The 15,680-nt window shown below is 47.3% G+C and carries 11 protein-coding genes; 7 read left to right on the top strand and 4 right to left on the bottom strand.

The window, feature by feature from the left end; genetic code table 11:
- Positions 1-54: 54 nt before the first annotated feature.
- Positions 55-1,374 carry a UDP-glucose/GDP-mannose dehydrogenase family protein gene (locus Q8L79_RS03960; RefSeq protein WP_305268184.1) on the bottom strand — a complete coding sequence of 440 codons (1,320 nt, stop codon included), beginning with the start codon at positions 1,372-1,374 and terminating at the stop codon, positions 55-57.
- Positions 1,375-1,663: 289 nt separating this feature from the next.
- Here Q8L79_RS03960 and Q8L79_RS03955 point away from each other — a divergent pair, with 289 nt between their 5' ends.
- The 4 genes from Q8L79_RS03955 to Q8L79_RS03940 all read left to right on the top strand — a co-directional run bounded on the left by Q8L79_RS03955 (position 1,664) and on the right by Q8L79_RS03940 (position 8,597).
- Positions 1,664-3,796, top strand: a complete 2,133-nt coding sequence (locus Q8L79_RS03955) for a bifunctional (p)ppGpp synthetase/guanosine-3',5'-bis(diphosphate) 3'-pyrophosphohydrolase (RefSeq protein ID WP_305268183.1) — start codon at positions 1,664-1,666, stop codon at positions 3,794-3,796.
- A gap of 35 nt (positions 3,797-3,831) precedes the next feature.
- Complete coding sequence (gene polA, locus Q8L79_RS03950; RefSeq protein WP_305268181.1) at positions 3,832-6,645, top strand: DNA polymerase I; 2,814 nt, start codon at positions 3,832-3,834, stop codon at positions 6,643-6,645.
- 138 nt (positions 6,646-6,783) lie between these two features.
- A complete protein-coding gene (locus Q8L79_RS03945; protein WP_305268179.1) occupies positions 6,784-7,632 on the top strand; it encodes an HDOD domain-containing protein in 849 nt (282 codons plus the stop codon).
- A gap of 83 nt (positions 7,633-7,715) precedes the next feature.
- On the top strand, positions 7,716-8,597 hold the full coding sequence (locus Q8L79_RS03940) for an MBL fold metallo-hydrolase (RefSeq protein WP_305268177.1): 882 nt from the start codon (positions 7,716-7,718) through the stop codon (positions 8,595-8,597).
- Here the strand turns inward: Q8L79_RS03940 and yihA are convergent.
- A complete protein-coding gene (gene yihA, locus Q8L79_RS03935) occupies positions 8,570-9,202 on the bottom strand; it encodes a ribosome biogenesis GTP-binding protein YihA/YsxC (RefSeq protein WP_305268176.1) in 633 nt (210 codons plus the stop codon). The two genes, Q8L79_RS03940 and yihA, sit on opposite strands and share 28 nt — an antisense overlap.
- 107 nt (positions 9,203-9,309) lie before the next feature.
- Here yihA and Q8L79_RS03930 point away from each other — a divergent pair, with 107 nt between their 5' ends.
- From Q8L79_RS03930 to Q8L79_RS03920, 3 genes are all read left to right on the top strand, one after another.
- Positions 9,310-9,975 carry a cytochrome c gene (locus tag Q8L79_RS03930; RefSeq protein WP_305268174.1) on the top strand — a complete coding sequence of 222 codons (666 nt, stop codon included), beginning with the start codon at positions 9,310-9,312 and terminating at the stop codon, positions 9,973-9,975.
- Between the two features lie 98 nt (positions 9,976-10,073).
- Positions 10,074-10,694: a thiol:disulfide interchange protein DsbA/DsbL gene (locus Q8L79_RS03925; protein ID WP_305268172.1), complete on the top strand. Its 621-nt coding sequence runs from the start codon at positions 10,074-10,076 to the stop codon at positions 10,692-10,694.
- Between the two features lie 151 nt (positions 10,695-10,845).
- Positions 10,846-12,405 carry a GGDEF domain-containing protein gene (locus Q8L79_RS03920; RefSeq protein WP_305268170.1) on the top strand — a complete coding sequence of 520 codons (1,560 nt, stop codon included), beginning with the start codon at positions 10,846-10,848 and terminating at the stop codon, positions 12,403-12,405.
- Positions 12,406-12,420: 15 nt separating this feature from the next.
- Here the strand turns inward: Q8L79_RS03920 and Q8L79_RS03915 are convergent, their stop codons facing one another.
- Both Q8L79_RS03915 and Q8L79_RS03910 read right to left on the bottom strand, forming a co-directional pair.
- Complete coding sequence (locus Q8L79_RS03915; protein WP_370869866.1) at positions 12,421-12,939, bottom strand: DUF2058 domain-containing protein; 519 nt, start codon at positions 12,937-12,939, stop codon at positions 12,421-12,423.
- A gap of 469 nt (positions 12,940-13,408) precedes the next feature.
- The gene (locus Q8L79_RS03910; protein ID WP_305268168.1) at positions 13,409-15,559 is read right to left on the bottom strand and encodes a helix-turn-helix transcriptional regulator; all 2,151 of its coding nucleotides are present in this window, start codon (positions 15,557-15,559) and stop codon (positions 13,409-13,411) included.
- Between the last annotated feature and the right edge of the window lie 121 nt (positions 15,560-15,680).

Here is a 15,680-nt window from a genome sequence, read left to right as displayed (position 1 = left end):
ATTATTAACCATTCGCCGCTTAGTTTAGACGCTTGCCTTATAAATACAACTTTTTTATCTCCCTATTGCGTAATAGGTTAATCCGCTACGTCTAACCCTGTTCGGCTCATACATATTACGGCCGTCAAAGATCACCTTATCTTGCAGCTGTTGACTCAACTCATCAAAATCAGGACTGCGAAATTGCTTCCATTCCGTAACAATTACCAAAGCATCGGCGTACTTTAAGGCGTCCTTGGGCGAGTCGCAGTAGCTCAATCCCGGCTTGTCGCCATAAAGCCGTCTCGCTTCCTCCTGCGCTTCAGGATCAAAGGCTTGAACCGTTGCGCCTGCTTTAACCAATGCTTCCAGCACAACCCGGCTTGGCGCATCGCGCATGTCATCGGTGTTGGGTTTAAACGCAAGCCCCCACAGGGCGAATACCTTACCGGTTAAATTACCTTGGTAATGTTTGTTAATTTTTTCGAACAAGCGGTGTTTTTGTCGATTATTGACATTCTCTACCGCATTGAGCAATTCGGCATGATAACCCTGTTCCTTTGCCGTTCTTTCCAGCGCTTTTACGTCTTTGGGAAAACAGGAACCGCCATAACCGCAACCGGGGTAAATAAAACTGTAGCCGATACGGCTATCAGAGCCTATGCCGTGCCTTACCTGCTCAATATCCGCACCCAAATGCTCGGCCAGATTTGCCAGCTCGTTCATGAAACTGATTTTGGTCGCCAACATCGCATTCGCGGCATACTTGGTCAATTCAGCCGAACGGATATCCATGGTGATGACCCGGTCAACGCTACGATTGAACGGCGCATAAAGGGCCTTAAGCAATTCTGCCGTTCTGGGATTGTCGGTACCGATAATGATCCGATCCGGTTTCATGAAATCATCCAGCGCCGCGCCTTCTTTCAGGAATTCGGGGTTTGAAACCACATCAAACTCCAGTTCCTTGCCGCGATTTGCCAAAGTCTGCTGCATGACCGCCTTAACCTTATCCGCCGTACCCACCGGCACCGTCGACTTATCAATCACCACCCGATACTCATTCATATTCTCGGCTATGCTCTTGGCAACCGCCAACACGTACTGTAAATCAGCTGAGCCGTCGCCATCCGGCGGCGTACCCACGGCGATGAATTGAAAAACGCCATGATCTACAGCCTCCTTAATATCGGTGGTAAATCTCAGTCGCCCTTCCGATTGATTTTCTTTGACCATGGCTTCGAGCCCCGGCTCATAGATCGGAATGACGCCCTGCTGGAGCCTGGCAATTTTGACCTCATCAATATCGACACAGATAACATCATTACCAACGTCCGCAAGACAGGCTCCTGTCACCAAACCCACATAACCACTTCCGAATATTGTAATTTTCATTTTTTCAACTTTAATTATTTGGTAAAAACATACTCCTGCTACCATTAGCAGTCATAAGCATTATTGTTTCATTCCTTTTAATGTCAATCTGTTAAGTGGGCACTTAACAGATTGACATCCAGCACCTTGTACCAAAAGCAGGCACGTTAGGCGAAGCTTGCGCGCTTCGACACACTGCTACGCTGCTCACGCACCTTATCTACATCCATACAGGCAATGATTGCTTGTTACATTTAACGGCATTGACCTATCATAACCGCCAAGTTTTCAAATTATTGACTATCGTTTGATGCAAAAAAACACCGAGCCCAATAAACAACTTTTTAGCGGATTTTCCGCTCCCGATACCGAACAGATAAACAGGGCGCTGGCGATTATCGCGCAAATCCCTGAAGATCCCCATTATTTCCGCCCCAAAGGCGTTGAGGTAGCGGCAATTTTGATGGATTTTAACGTCGATCTGAAAACTATCCTCGCCGCGATATTAAGCGATCCACGCTTAGCTCATTTAAATCCAAAGCCTGACATTAAAGAGCAATTCGGCGAAACGGTTGCAACATTGGTTGACGATGTTAACTGGTTGAATAAGTTAACCGTTTATTCGCTGGAAATGACCGACCAGCCGAGTCAAACCGAAACCTTGCGCCGCATGCTGCTGTCCATGACTCAGGATGTCCGCGCCGTATTAATAAAGCTGGCTTACCGGGTTCAACGGCTTAAGGTCTTGCCCAGGGAGTCTTATGAACTCAGGCGCTTTATTGCCCAGGAAACGCTGGACATTTATGCGCCGATTGCTAATCGGATGGGCATTCACCAGTTAAAATGGGAACTGGAGGACATGGCCTTCCGCTATCTGAAACCCCAATCCTACCGCCGTATCGCCAAGTCGCTGACCGATAACCGCGTGCAGCGGGAAAACTGCATCAATAACTTTATTGCCCTGTTGCAGGGCAAGCTCGCCGAACAGGGGATCTCTGCGGACATTTACGGCCGGCCTAAACACATTTACAGCATCTGGAAAAAGATGCGCCGCAAGCAACTGGACATAGACGAACTTTACGACCTGCTGGCGGTGCGCGTTATTGTCGACAACCTGACGTCCTGTTATGCCACCTTAGGTGTCGTACATAGCCTTTGGCAAACTATCCCTAAGGAATTTGACGATTACATCGCCAATCCCAAAGAGAACGGCTACCAGTCTTTGCATACCGTTATTATCGACCCTGACGGCAATCGTATCGAGGTGCAAATCCGCACCCAGCAAATGCACGACTTTGCCGAACTCGGGGTTGCTGCACATTGGTCTTACAAAGAAGGCGGCAAGCATGATGCGGCCATCGAAAAAAACATCGCCTCGTTGCGCAAGCTGCTGGACGAAACCAGTCCTGAGCGTAGCCGAAAGGAGGGCAGCGACGAAGCGCTGTCGGAAAATTTCCGTAGCGAATTATTCAATGATCGCGTCTACGTTTTGACACCCGCCGGGAAATTAATCGATCTGGTTAAAGGTTCTACACCGCTGGATTTTGCCTACGCCATCCATACCGAAGTTGGACACCGCTGCCGTGGGGCAAAAGTCAACGGTCGCATTGCGCCGTTGACTTACACCTTAAAATCCGGCGAACAGGTAAAAATTTTAACGGCAAAAGAGGGCGGCCCCAATCATAACTGGATCGATCTCAACCTGGGCTATTTAAAGACATCGGCCGCGATCGGCAAAGTCAAAAGCTGGTTTAAAAATCAGCAACAAACCCAGAATATGGCCACAGGCAAGGCTATTTTAGACAAGGAAAGCCAGCGACTGGGCTTAAAAATGCTCAATCTGGCGGAGCTGGCTAAACATTTTCATCAACCGGATACCGACAAGCTGCTCGAAGCGATAGGCCGTAGCGACATTAACAGCCGCCAGCTTGCGGCGTTTTTCAAGATTCCTGAACTGGAAGCTCAACCGACACCCATTCAACGCAAAAAGCCCGAGACTAAATCAGTCATTTCCGTAGAAGGCATCGATAATGTCCTGACTTCTCTTGCTCACTGTTGCTCCCCGATTCAGGGCAATGACATTATCGGCTATATTTCCCACAAAAAAGGCATTACGATCCACCGCAAAGACTGCGAAAACATCTTGCACCTTGGTCCCGAAAAACAGGCCCAACTTATTTCGGTTAACTGGGGCGCAAAAAAAGCCAGCTATGCTGTCCCTATTGTTATCCATGCCTTTAACTCGCAAAATTTACTCAATGACGTGACCCAGATTTTGGCCCAGGCTAAAATTCATATTTCCAATGCGGCACTGGATACGCATCCCGACTTTTCAGCGCTACTCAATTTGACCATTCAAATTGAAAATACCGATCAGTTAAGCCAAGTGCTTAATAAAATAAGTCAATTGCCTAATATCGTCGATGTTAAGCGTAAAACCTGATGCCTTGCATCTTTTAACCTTTCACCTAAAATCCTATGTCCCAACAAACACAAATCCCTCCTGCCCCCCCTTTGTCAAAGGGGGGCGTCAGAGAACGCCTGGTCCTGGTTGACGGTTCATCTTTTTTATTCCGCGCTTACCATGCCATTCCGCCGCTAACCAATGCTAGCGGCGAACCCACCAACGCCATCTACGGCGTCAGCAATATGCTGCGCAAGTTGATCGCCGACTATCACAGCGACTACATCACCGTGGTCTTCGATGCCCCGGGCAAAACCTTTCGCAACGAGCTTTACGACCAGTACAAGGCCCATCGCCCGCCGATGCCCGACGATTTGCGGGTCCAGATTGCCCCGCTGCACAACCTGATCCGGGCGATGGGTTTGCCGTTAATTATCGAATCCGGTGTAGAAGCCGACGACGTTCTGGGCGTGCTGGCTCAACATGCCGAACAACAAGGCTATGACGTTATTATTTCCACCGGCGACAAGGATATGGCGCAACTGGTCACCGAGCACATTATCCTGGAAAACACCATGTCCAATATCCGCATGGATATTCAGGGCGTTATCGACAAATTCGGGGTCAAGCCGGAACAGATTGTCGATTATCTGGCCTTGATAGGCGACACTGTCGACAATATTCCCGGCGTACCCAAAGTGGGTCCCAAAACAGCGGCAAAATGGCTTGAACACTACCAGACTTTAGAAAACCTGATGGCCCATGCGAATGAAATCACCGGCAAAATCGGCGAAAACCTGCGCGCCAGCTTGGACTATCTACCTTTATCCAAACAACTCACCACCATTAAGTGCGACCTTGACTTACCCTACAGCATGGAAGACTTGAAACAGCAGCCGATGGATACGGCAGAACTAAAACATTTATTGGCTGATCTGGGATTTTCGTCCTGGTTAAAAATGCTGGATGCTTCGGCCCCACCCAGGACAAACCCTCCAGTAGTGAACAGCGCCGGCCCTGTTGTCGTTAATTCGAGTCCGGCACAAGCCGCTCCATGCGTTGCTCAACCTTCTGCACCGGCACCGTCGTATGAAACCATACTAACCGAGCCGCATTTTAACGACTGGCTTGAGCAATTGAACAAAGCCGAGTTGTTTGCTTTCGATACCGAAACCACCAGTCTGGATTACAGCAAGGCACGGATAGTCGGTGTGTCCTTTGCGGTTACCCCGGGCTTTGCCGCTTACGTGCCTTTAGCCCATGACTATGCAGACGTGCCGGATCAGCTGGACCGATCCGAAATACTGGAAAAACTGCGGCCTCTGCTGGAAAATCCGCACAAGCCCAAGCTAGGGCAAAACCTGAAATACGATATGCATGTACTGGCAAATCACGGCATTGCATTAGACGGCATTGCGCACGACACCATGCTTGAATCTTATGTGTTAAACAGTACCGCAACCAAACATAACATGGACGATCTGGCCAAGGAATATCTGGATGTTGAAACCATCCATTATGAAGACGTGGCCGGAAAAGGCGCAAAACACATAGGCTTTCAGAAAGTGTCGATAGAACAGGCGGCACCTTATGCAGCGGAAGATGCCGACATTACCTTACAACTGCATCAAGTGCTCAACGCAAAACTGACACAACAGCCAAAGTTGCTTGAGTTATATACAGACGTTGAAATCCCGCTGATCAGTGTGCTGGCCCGAATTGAAAACAATGGCGTATTAATCGATACCGCCATGCTCGCGCAACAAAGTCTTGAACTTTCCAGCCAGATTATCTCCCTTGAACAACACGCTCACGATCTGGCCGGACAGGTATTCAACCTGGGCTCGCCCAAACAGATCCAGGATATTCTATACGACCGGCAAAATCTGCCGGTGTTAAAGAAAACGCCTAAAGGCCAGCCGTCGACTGAAGAATCGGTACTGCAGGAATTAGCTCTCAATTATCCGCTGCCCAAGCTGATTCTGGAGCACCGTAGTTTAAGCAAGCTAAAATCCACCTATATCGACAAACTGCCGCAACAGGTTGACGGGCAAACGGGGCGGATTCATACCTCTTATCACCAGGCGGTAGCCGCAACAGGCCGGCTGTCTTCTTCCGATCCCAATCTGCAAAATATTCCGATACGCAGCAAAGAAGGCCGAAAAATCCGGCAGGCCTTTATTGCTCCCGAAGGCAGAAAAATAGTCGCTGCCGATTATTCTCAAATTGAGTTGCGCATCATGGCGCATTTATCGGCTGATGAGGGCTTGCTAAAAGCCTTTACCGACGGCGAAGACGTACATCGGGCCACAGCGGCTGAAGTATTTGGCGTTGCTCCGGAGCAAGTCACCACTGATTTGCGCCGTTCTGCCAAAGCCATCAATTTCGGACTGATTTACGGCATGTCGTCATTTGGCCTGGCGCAGCAACTGGGCTTGTCGCGCAACCAGGCGCAATCGTATATCGATTTATATTTTGCCCGTTATCCGGGTGTCAAAAACTATATGGACAGGATCAGGGAGCAAGCCCGCGAGCAAGGCTATATTGAAACATTATTCGGTAGACGCTTGTATTTACCGGAAATAAATTCACGCAATGCGGCACGTCGCCAATACGCCGAACGCACCGCTATCAATGCACCGATGCAGGGAACTGCGGCTGACATCATTAAACGCGCCATGATATCCACCGACCGTTGGCTATATAAAGAGAACCCGGATGCCAAAATGATTATGCAGGTACATGATGAACTGGTGTTTGAAATTGCACAAGATCAGGTAGACGACTGCGCGGCCAAGATCAGATCCATCATGTGTGCGGCTGCCGATCTTGATGTGCCGCTGATTGTCGATATAGGTATTGGCAATAATTGGGACGAAGCTCACTAACGGATAGTTTTATTTTTTTCGGCATTATGACGGTATTGTATTATAGTGGCAGCATGTCCTCGGTCTTATGTAACTAATAACTGACAAATACTTTTCTCAACTATGCTCTCCTTGTTGCTTATTGCTTAACGACACACAATGCCAAATTCAAAAAACGAAAAACTCATCGTCCTCGTTGAGAAAATGCCCGCCTTTCCTAAAAGCGTCCAACAGATAGTGCAGTTAACGTCAGACATCAACGCCTCGGCAAAAGATATTGTCCGTGTTATTGAATGCGACCCGATTATGACCGTTAAAATTCTTAAAGCCATTAATTCATCTTTTTACGGGCTACCTCAAAAAATCACCTCGGTGCAGAGGGCTGTCGTACATATTGGCCTTAATACCATAAAAAATATAGCCTTGGGTGTTGCTGCAATGGGTATGTTGAGTGCCAATAACAAGGCCAATTTCAATACCTCCAATTTTCTGCTGCATTCTTTGACCACCGCCGCAATCAGCAAACTGCTTGCTGAACGCATAGGTTTATCGTCAACAGAATGCAGCGATTGTTTTGTTGCCGGGTTACTGCATGACTTTGGGAAAGTGGTATTCGCTGAATTTATGCCTGATGAATTTAAACTTGCGCTGGAAAAGAGCCAAGAACAACAGCTGCCACTGCATCAAACCGAGCTCGAATTTATAGGCATCAATCATTCGCAGGCAGGCAAAATACTGGCTGAAAAATGGGAACTGTCAGACCCGTTAATTGATGCCATCGCTCATCATCATGATATTGACCACAACCAAAATGTCTTACGAGACTGCGTTTTTGCCGCTAATCAAATCAGTAAACACATGCAATTCGGCAATGGCGGCAATCCTTTGATAGAAGCCTTCCCGGAATCCATTGTCATCCGCTTTGGCGCGAACCTCTCTGCCATGTGCGACGATTTGGGGGATTTAGAATCCATCAAAATAGAAGCTCAATCTTTTATTAACGTGTAGTGTTCGGTTTGTGCTCCTGCATCGCCTAAAAGCGCCTACTTTCGGTGCCTCACCTCCTACATCCATGCAGTCGAAGGACAACAATGAAAATTAAATTCTGGGGCGTTAGAGGATCCATACCCACACCGGGACCCAACACCGTTAAATACGGCGGCAATACTACCTGCATTGAAATCAGAACCAATGACAATGATTTGATCATTCTTGACGCCGGTACCGGCATCCACGCGCTTGCACAAACACTGCTGAAAGAAATGCCCATTCAGGCGCATATCTTCATTACCCATACCCATTGGGATCATATACAGGGCCTACCCTTCTTCATCCCCATTTTTATCCCGAACAACCAGATTAAAATCTATGGCGGAATCGATCCGGTAACCAATGAAACCATCAACCGGGCGCTTTCCGTACAGTTGCAATACAGTTTCTTTCCGATACGCGAAGCTCAACTCAATGCCCGGATTGAGTATGCCACAGTAAAGCCGGGCGAACCGGTCAAGGTAGGCAGCGCCACTATCACCCCGATTGTGCTTAGTCATCCGGTGTTGAATTTCGGCTATCGAATCGATTGCGATGGACAATCGGTCTTTTTTACCGGCGATTACGAACCGCAGCTCAACATCTATGATCCGGAAGATGATGAATATACTGAATTCCAGTCTTTTGTCGACGCAAAATGGGACGAAGTCGTGCTGGCCATGAAAGATGTCGATGCGTTGATTGTCGACTCATCCTATACCAACGAGGAATATGCCTCCAAGCAAGGTTGGGGGCACGGCACTTATGATTCGGGAATAAAACTGGCTACCGCCGCAAAGGCAAAGAAACTGTTTTTCACCCACCATGAACCTACCCGTAGCGATGCAAGTCTTGAAGCTATTTATCAAAACTTGTTGCAAAACAATCCTGCAACCGGTTTCGAGCTATTGCTCGCTCAAGAAGGTGTTGATATTTCACTTTGATCTTGATCCGCAGGACTAAACAACTGATCAAGCGCAAAATGCACTTCATCAATACCGGTTTTTTTCAATGCCGAAAATAACTGTAACGTCACAGGAAAACTAGCATCCTTAAGTTCCTTTTGCACTTGCAACAAGGTATTTTTAGCCGCGCCGTAATTCAATTTATCCGCCTTGGTTAACAGGATATGCAGCGGCAGCCCGGTATGTTCGCACCACTCTATCATCTGCCAGTCAAATTCGGTTAAGGGATGGCGCACATCCATTACCAGAATAATGGCACATAATGACTTGCGACTGGTTAAATAAGTTTCCATCAACTCATGCCATTTTTTCTTCACCGCTAAAGGCACTTTGGCATAGCCGTAACCCGGCAAATCAACAAACCGTTGCCGCTCATTAATTTCAAAAAAATTGAGCATCTGGGTTCTGCCCGGTGTTTTACTGATCCTGGCCAATCCGTTCTGCCTGGTTAATGTATTAATCGCGCTGGATTTACCGGCATTCGAACGCCCCGCAAATGCCACTTCCAGCCCCTGATCCGGGGGGGTATTGCTGAGATGTGGCGAACTGTTAATAAATTTTGCTTGATGATAAACTGGATTCATCGTTGTCTCGCTTAGAGTTACTATTTAGAGTAAAATTCGGTTATGCGCAGCAGCCTGAGTAACTAAAAGACTGGCATAAATGATTAACCATTCCGAAGGGGAATTTGATGAAGAAAAAATTGCAGGTGCTTTCAATTTCTCTGGCATTGGCCAGTGCTACGAGTATTTTACATGCAGAAGGCAATATTAACGCAGGAAAACAAAAATCAGAGTCCTGCACCAGTTGTCATGGAGACAACGGTAACAGCATGGTATCAACATTCCCCAAGCTTGCACAGCAACATTCATCTTATCTGGCAAGCCAGCTGCACGCATTTAAAGACGGCAGCCGCAACGATCCCATGATGTCGGCTATGGCGCTGCCATTAACGGATGAAGATATAACAGACATTTCCGCTTATTACGCGACACAAAAGATTTCGGAAAATACCTTGCCTGTCCTGGAGACTGACGATGAAGACGAAAAACCGGCCGGCAAAAAAGAGACTATCCAGTCCATTATCGCTCAAGGCAGCGATCTGTATCGCAACGGTAACCTAAAAAGCGAAGTCTCCGCCTGCATCGCCTGCCATGGTCCTTTTGGCGAAGGCAATAAACCAGCTTCATTTCCGGCATTAAAATCGCAACACGCCGACTATTTAATAAAAGCACTCACTGACTTTAAATCCGGTGCGCGCAGCAATAATCCGGAAAACATAATGCACATGATTGCAAAGAAGATGACGGATCAAGAAATAAAAGCCGTTTCGTATCGTATATCCATGATGAAATAAGTGTAGAGCGGACTCTCCTTACGACGGCATGGACAGATCTCTGCGCCATGCCGTCGTAAAGCAAAGCTGCCCCACAAAACCTACAGAGAACTTTAGCCATGCTTAAAAAAATCGCTCAATCCAGCTTATTAATCTTATTATTTTCCTGCTCAGCCTTGTTAAAAGCGGAATCCGTTGGCTATGAAACCCTGTCTCCGGCGCAGCCTACCCATAATCCTGATAAAATTGAAGTCATTGAGTTCTTCTGGTACGGTTGCCCACATTGCTATAGTCTTGAACCGTTACTGGAACAATGGATAAAAAGCCTGCCTAAAAACGTTGAATTTATCCGTCAACCAGCTGTATTCAGCGATCTTTGGGGCAAACACGCCAAAGCTTATTTTACTGCTGAAGCACTGAGCGTAGTCGATAAGGTTCATGCCGACTTTTTCGACGCTATACAAAACAAAAAACAAACTCTTGAGACCGAAGATCAGCTGGCTAAGTTCTTTGTTGCACACGGCGTTAACGAAGCCGAATTCCATAATGCTTACAACTCATTTCTGGTCGACGCCAAAATGCGCCAGGCAACCACCATGGCCGGTCGTTATGGCGTAACCGGCGTTCCCGCCATCATTATTAACGGCAAATATAAGACCAATGGTCCTATAGCCGGTTCTCATGAAAAAATGATAAAGGTTGTCAATCAACTGATTCAACAAGAAAGCGCTGCAAAATAATTGTGGCGCACACCAACTGATTACCTTCTTCAATAGATATTCTTTAATTTGAACCAACAATAAATCGATGCGGCGGCTTGCAAAGCCGCCCATTGCACAAGACGCATAAGCTATTTAGTTTTCGCTCATTAATCATTGACAAGGTCTATTCATGAGTTTTTTTAGTAAGCCAACCGACCCGGATAAATGGAAAGAGAAATATTTAGATTTACTTGATGAACAGGAACAATCCGAGGCTACTTACAAGAAAGCAGAGGAATCCTGCAAAGAAAAAGAGGACCTGCTTTGTAAAACAATAATACGCCTGACTATCGCAACGACAGGACTCGATCCACATCTGGATCCCCATCTGCTGGGTATCCGCGAGCAATTAAAAAGCGGCATAAACAGCCACGCACTTAAAGATGAACTTGAAAAATTCACTCTTTCCGTAGCCCAAATCAAGCATACACCAGATCAAAACCAGTCAGTGGAAATCCAGCCGTTATTTGATTTTCTGCTTCAGCGATACACAACTGAAAACCAACAAAGCCTGCTAAAACTACTGAAGAACAAAGCTGAGTCTGCAAAATTCGAGAACTCCAATCAACTATTTATCGCCATACTTGAAGCTATCGAATCTGACAACGACACCTCGGCGCCAACTATCATCGCCAACCACATCGATATAGGAATTGTCAGTCGGCAGTTATTTCTTTTTCTGGAAGGCATTGAAATACCTAGCATTTTTGATCAACAAGCGCAAACCGCAAAACAATTGCTCGCCGCTCCAAACCAAACCACAATAGCTTTTGAATCTATTCTGGATAAGTCCTTTAAGCTGCTGCTTAAAATCAAACAGCACAACCAGTCAGAACAGCAAGACATTGATAAGTTTCTCTCCCATATCACTGAACAATTAGCCGCACTGGATATAAGTGTAATGGGAGCCAGCACGGCCGCTCAAAAATCGGCTGAAAACAGAAGTAAGCTCGATCAACCCGTTTCTGAACAGATGGAAGAGTTACAGTTAAGCTCAACCAACGCCACCAAACTTGAGCCTTTAAAAGGGATAATCAACAGTCGACTAGCCAGTATTGCCAAAGAAATTGAGGAACACAGTCAGAAAGAAGCTATTCAACGTCAGAAAACACAGCAGCAACTGGATGATTTAGTGGATAAAATAAAAGATATGGAGTCAGAATCCTGTGAACTTAAATCCAAACTAAAAATTGCCAATACCCAGGCATTACGCGACACCTTAACAGGTCTGCCAAATCGCAATGCCTATAACGAACGCCTGGAAACCGAACTGGCTCGCTGGAAACGTTATCGCACACCATTAAGCCTTATCATTTGGGACATTGATCATTTCAAAAATATCAATGACAGCTATGGCCATAAAGCCGGCGATAAAGTACTACTGTTAATCGCCAAACAATTATCCGATCATTCCCGCGCAACCGATTTTATTTCCCGTTTTGGCGGTGAAGAATTTACTATGTTGTTACCAAACACCGACAGTAAATCGGCTTTGATACTGGCCAACCAACTGCGTCAAACCATTGAAAAAACAGGCTTCAATGCCAGCGGCGCGTCCGTTGCAATTACCATTTCCTGCGGTATTACTGAGTTTACCCCGAATGACACCGATGAATCGGCATTTGAACGCGCAGACCAGGCGCTTTATCAGGCTAAACAGCAAGGACGCAACCGATGTTGCGTTTTGTAAAGACGTGCATAGTTTCTACCAGATCAAATCATCAGGAACTTGATACTCTGCATAAGCGTCATCCACCACGTCGGTAGCTTTATTTTGCTCGTTAAAAACGATCACGCCAGCTGCATCGCGCGACTGTATTTTTCTTGCCACTTCCGCCGACACCACTTCATATTGTTGCCCAAGCTTTACAATAGCCAGCCGTCCTTCGGCAATTTGATCGCGCATCGCCTCCGAAACATACAACCGCTTGACCTTATTATTATCGGTAAAATTGTAGGCCAAGCCCTCAGAATCTCTGGGCAGCCGGTTTAATTCAATAATCTGTTTTATTTGCGCGGCCAGCTGTTTTTGTTCGTCCTGCTGCTGGCGTAATTGATTAAGCTCCTTGTCTCTTTCGATTTTTTCGGCCTGTGCTTTTTGAGCCATTTCTTTAGCTTCATCTACCACTTCGACTTTATTCTTGCGCTGCTGCTGGGTTTGCTTGCGCTTATCGGATTTCACGCTTTTGGCTTGAGCGGCGCTGACTAAACCGGATTTTAACAATTGTTCTTGTTGTAAGAGAGTAATAAAGATGTATACTCAATTGTCCTACAGGTCGCATTCCATCTCCAGAAAAATCAACCAATCAAAAATAAAGTCCTATATTAACTAAACTCAAAATCCAGCCATCACAGAAAAACAGAGTAATAAAGTTCTATACTGAATCACAAAGCTCCGTGGTTGTAAGAGGGCAATAAAGTATCATACTGAAAGAGGTCAACAGCATTGCAAGAATGCTCGATAATACTAACTTCCGCCGCCTTATCACGGCGCACACCCAGACCAGTCTTTTACAGTAATAATTTGATTGGCTGGTTAGGCCACATCTGCGTCATTCGCGAAAGACCGAGTTCGACCCCAAAGCGACATTGGCTCCAGGTTTCCCAATGGCAGGGTGGTGGCGAGTTGAGGGTAATGTCGGGAACAACAGCGTGTGCCCAACCTCAAGACCGCGCTCGACAGTCGAGACGAGTTATACCACAGGCTCCAGTAGTTCGGTTACGCTATCAAGCACACGTGACCATTCTCGTTCGATAAGCGCTCTCAGTTGCTCTTCAAGTTGGTTCCTGGCTTCATCGGCAAACCATTTCCGATTGTGATCAGCTACACGGGTTTTGTAACCAGGTCCTTGTCCCCATTCAGCCATACATCTTTGCCAGAATGTTGGGTCATCCTTGAGGGCATCCTTAAATACGGTTTGCCCCATCAATTGCGCTTTACGAAGCAATTCCTCGTATGAATCCGTTAAAACTCGTTGAGTTTGGGTAATGAGATCAACTGCTTCGGAGTATCTCGGTGTTGCGGCCATAATTTTGCAGTGGCCGATGAATTCCTCCACTGCTTTGGCAAGAGCAAGAACCGCGATTCGTCTTGCACCGTAGCCAATTTGGTAGGAGTAGCTCAAATTGGTCCACTCTCCTTCACGGTTAACGGTAGCCCTGACTGTCGCTGCATAGGCAATCTGAATTTGTTCGAGAAGGCTTTCCTGTACATGCGCGTGAACAGGGGGCACTTCCTTATTTAGCGAAGCCCAGGTCCACAAGCTCTCACCCGCATCGCGTAGCACTGCACGGATGCGCTCCTCTCCATGATTATTTAGGAGATTACGTGCTCCGTTCGTCGTCTCCTGAATGCGAAGGCGGAAAGCTTCTCTGGCAGTGTTCAATCGATCAATCAGAAACTCTTGGGCTTGGATTGGCTGATCCTCGTTGGCATTGTAGAAGCCCACGGCGAGGTTCTGCAAGGCCAACGGTTGCAGTGCCAATTCCACTTGCTCGGCTTTAAGCTCGTAACCCTCGTCCGAGCTTTCGACTGGTGTGCTCGTTGCATCGTCCTTCATGGCAAGCGCTTCGCTGGGGCGTGGTAGCACGAGCAAAGCGGTGTTGATTTCTAGGCCACGAACGCCTGCATCCTTGGCGCGTTCTAGCAAGAGTCGAGCCTCAGCAGCTGGAGCATTATTAAAAGTTGAGCACAGCACCGCAAGCGTGTGAGGGTCGTCGAGATGTGTCTCGATATCTTCGCGGGCTGCTGTACGGTCAATGCCTTTGGTGTCGATGATACGAATCATTAGATCAGAGGTTTTGAACAATTGGTCTGGTACAACCACCTCGATTCGCTTCGGAAGCGTAAATTCTGGATGGCGTCCATTGTTAATGGCTGAGAAAGTATCGCGCAGCCAGGCTTTTGGTGCCTTACCGGAGGCGCTGTCGTACCAAATATCACGTCGGTCGCGGCGATGTAGTTCCATCCTGCTGAGCACCTCGACGACAAATTCACGCGGCGATGGAAACTTTTCCGCCAATGTTTTGGCGGGGTCAACCGTTGTGCGCTTTCCATCATGGCCTCTCGGTCTCTGCACTGCGAGTCCCGCCATGTTGCGTAACGCTCTTGCTACTTCCTTCGAAATACCTTGTGATGCTGATGCACCTGGGTCGTCGTCCTCGGCTTGCGGATTGCCCTTGAGGACGTGATCCGCCAAATCGGCGACGTCCAGGCGAATCTCGTCGTCGCTGCGAGGCTCAATAATGAGTCCGTATTCCGGCCCCGTTCGCAAATGGACTTCACACACTGTAATGCCGCCCCCTCCGACCTCAAGCACGGGAACAAGGGTTCCATCTTCCTTGGGTGTCTCAAGCCCCGTCATACGACAAATGGCCGTTGACTTGCCAACTCCGATACTCCCTATAAAAGCGATTTGATGGTCACGTTTCATAAGAAGGTTGGCGCTACGCTTTAACTCCTCAATGTACTCGGAGAGTCTGCGTTCAAAGGCATGTGGCGTCTCAGGCTGGTCACGAAGCTCGACCAATTCGCATGCAACTTGCTCGGCTTCCCAAAACAATTCCTGATCAGGATGGTCCAGGTTTGGCCTCGGCAACACCCTCCATACTCGCTGAAGCGACTCGGAGAGTTCGGTGGCTTCAGGGCTACCTATTTGTATCAATATATCCTGCACCTCCTGAAGTGTCACTTGGCGCTCACCGCTTTCGATTCTTGAAAGCACGGCAGGACTCAGTGCAACACGTTTTGCTAACTCCCCTTGTTTTAACCCGGCGCGGTCACGAACCTGCATGAGATAGCGGCCTAATTCGGCTGGGCTTACACCGATTTCTTGCTCTTCCATAGTCGTCTCCTGTGAAATAAAACTAAATTATAATGAAATTTTTCAAATATTCAACACTAAAAAGTGAAATATTTCTATGCAAAAGAAGGCAGCATGATTCACGCACTATCAAAACATCCCC

This window comes from Methylobacter sp. (assembly GCF_030680395.1).
Taxonomy (GTDB): Bacteria; Pseudomonadota; Gammaproteobacteria; order Methylococcales; family Methylomonadaceae; genus Methylobacter_A.
The sequence above is the reverse complement of the archived record's forward strand: the minus strand, read 5'-3'. Positions and strand labels throughout refer to the sequence as shown.

What these genes read in the sequence shown, in the direction of transcription:
- Q8L79_RS03960 (WP_305268184.1), bottom strand. Translation starts at nt 1,374, where the DNA reads ATGAAAATTACAATATTCGGAAGTGGTTATGTGGGTTTGGTGACAGGA.
- polA (WP_305268181.1), top strand. Translation starts at nt 3,832, where the DNA reads ATGTCCCAACAAACACAAATCCCTCCTGCCCCCCCTTTGTCAAAGGGG.
- Q8L79_RS03920 (WP_305268170.1), top strand. Translation starts at nt 10,846, where the DNA reads ATGAGTTTTTTTAGTAAGCCAACCGACCCGGATAAATGGAAAGAGAAA.
- Q8L79_RS03910 (WP_305268168.1), bottom strand. Translation starts at nt 15,559, where the DNA reads ATGGAAGAGCAAGAAATCGGTGTAAGCCCAGCCGAATTAGGCCGCTAT.
- Q8L79_RS03955 (WP_305268183.1), top strand. Translation starts at nt 1,664, where the DNA reads ATGCAAAAAAACACCGAGCCCAATAAACAACTTTTTAGCGGATTTTCC.
- Q8L79_RS03945 (WP_305268179.1), top strand. Translation starts at nt 6,784, where the DNA reads ATGCCAAATTCAAAAAACGAAAAACTCATCGTCCTCGTTGAGAAAATG.
- Q8L79_RS03940 (WP_305268177.1), top strand. Translation starts at nt 7,716, where the DNA reads ATGAAAATTAAATTCTGGGGCGTTAGAGGATCCATACCCACACCGGGA.
- yihA (WP_305268176.1), bottom strand. Translation starts at nt 9,202, where the DNA reads ATGAATCCAGTTTATCATCAAGCAAAATTTATTAACAGTTCGCCACAT.
- Q8L79_RS03925 (WP_305268172.1), top strand. Translation starts at nt 10,074, where the DNA reads ATGCTTAAAAAAATCGCTCAATCCAGCTTATTAATCTTATTATTTTCC.
- Q8L79_RS03930 (WP_305268174.1), top strand. Translation starts at nt 9,310, where the DNA reads ATGAAGAAAAAATTGCAGGTGCTTTCAATTTCTCTGGCATTGGCCAGT.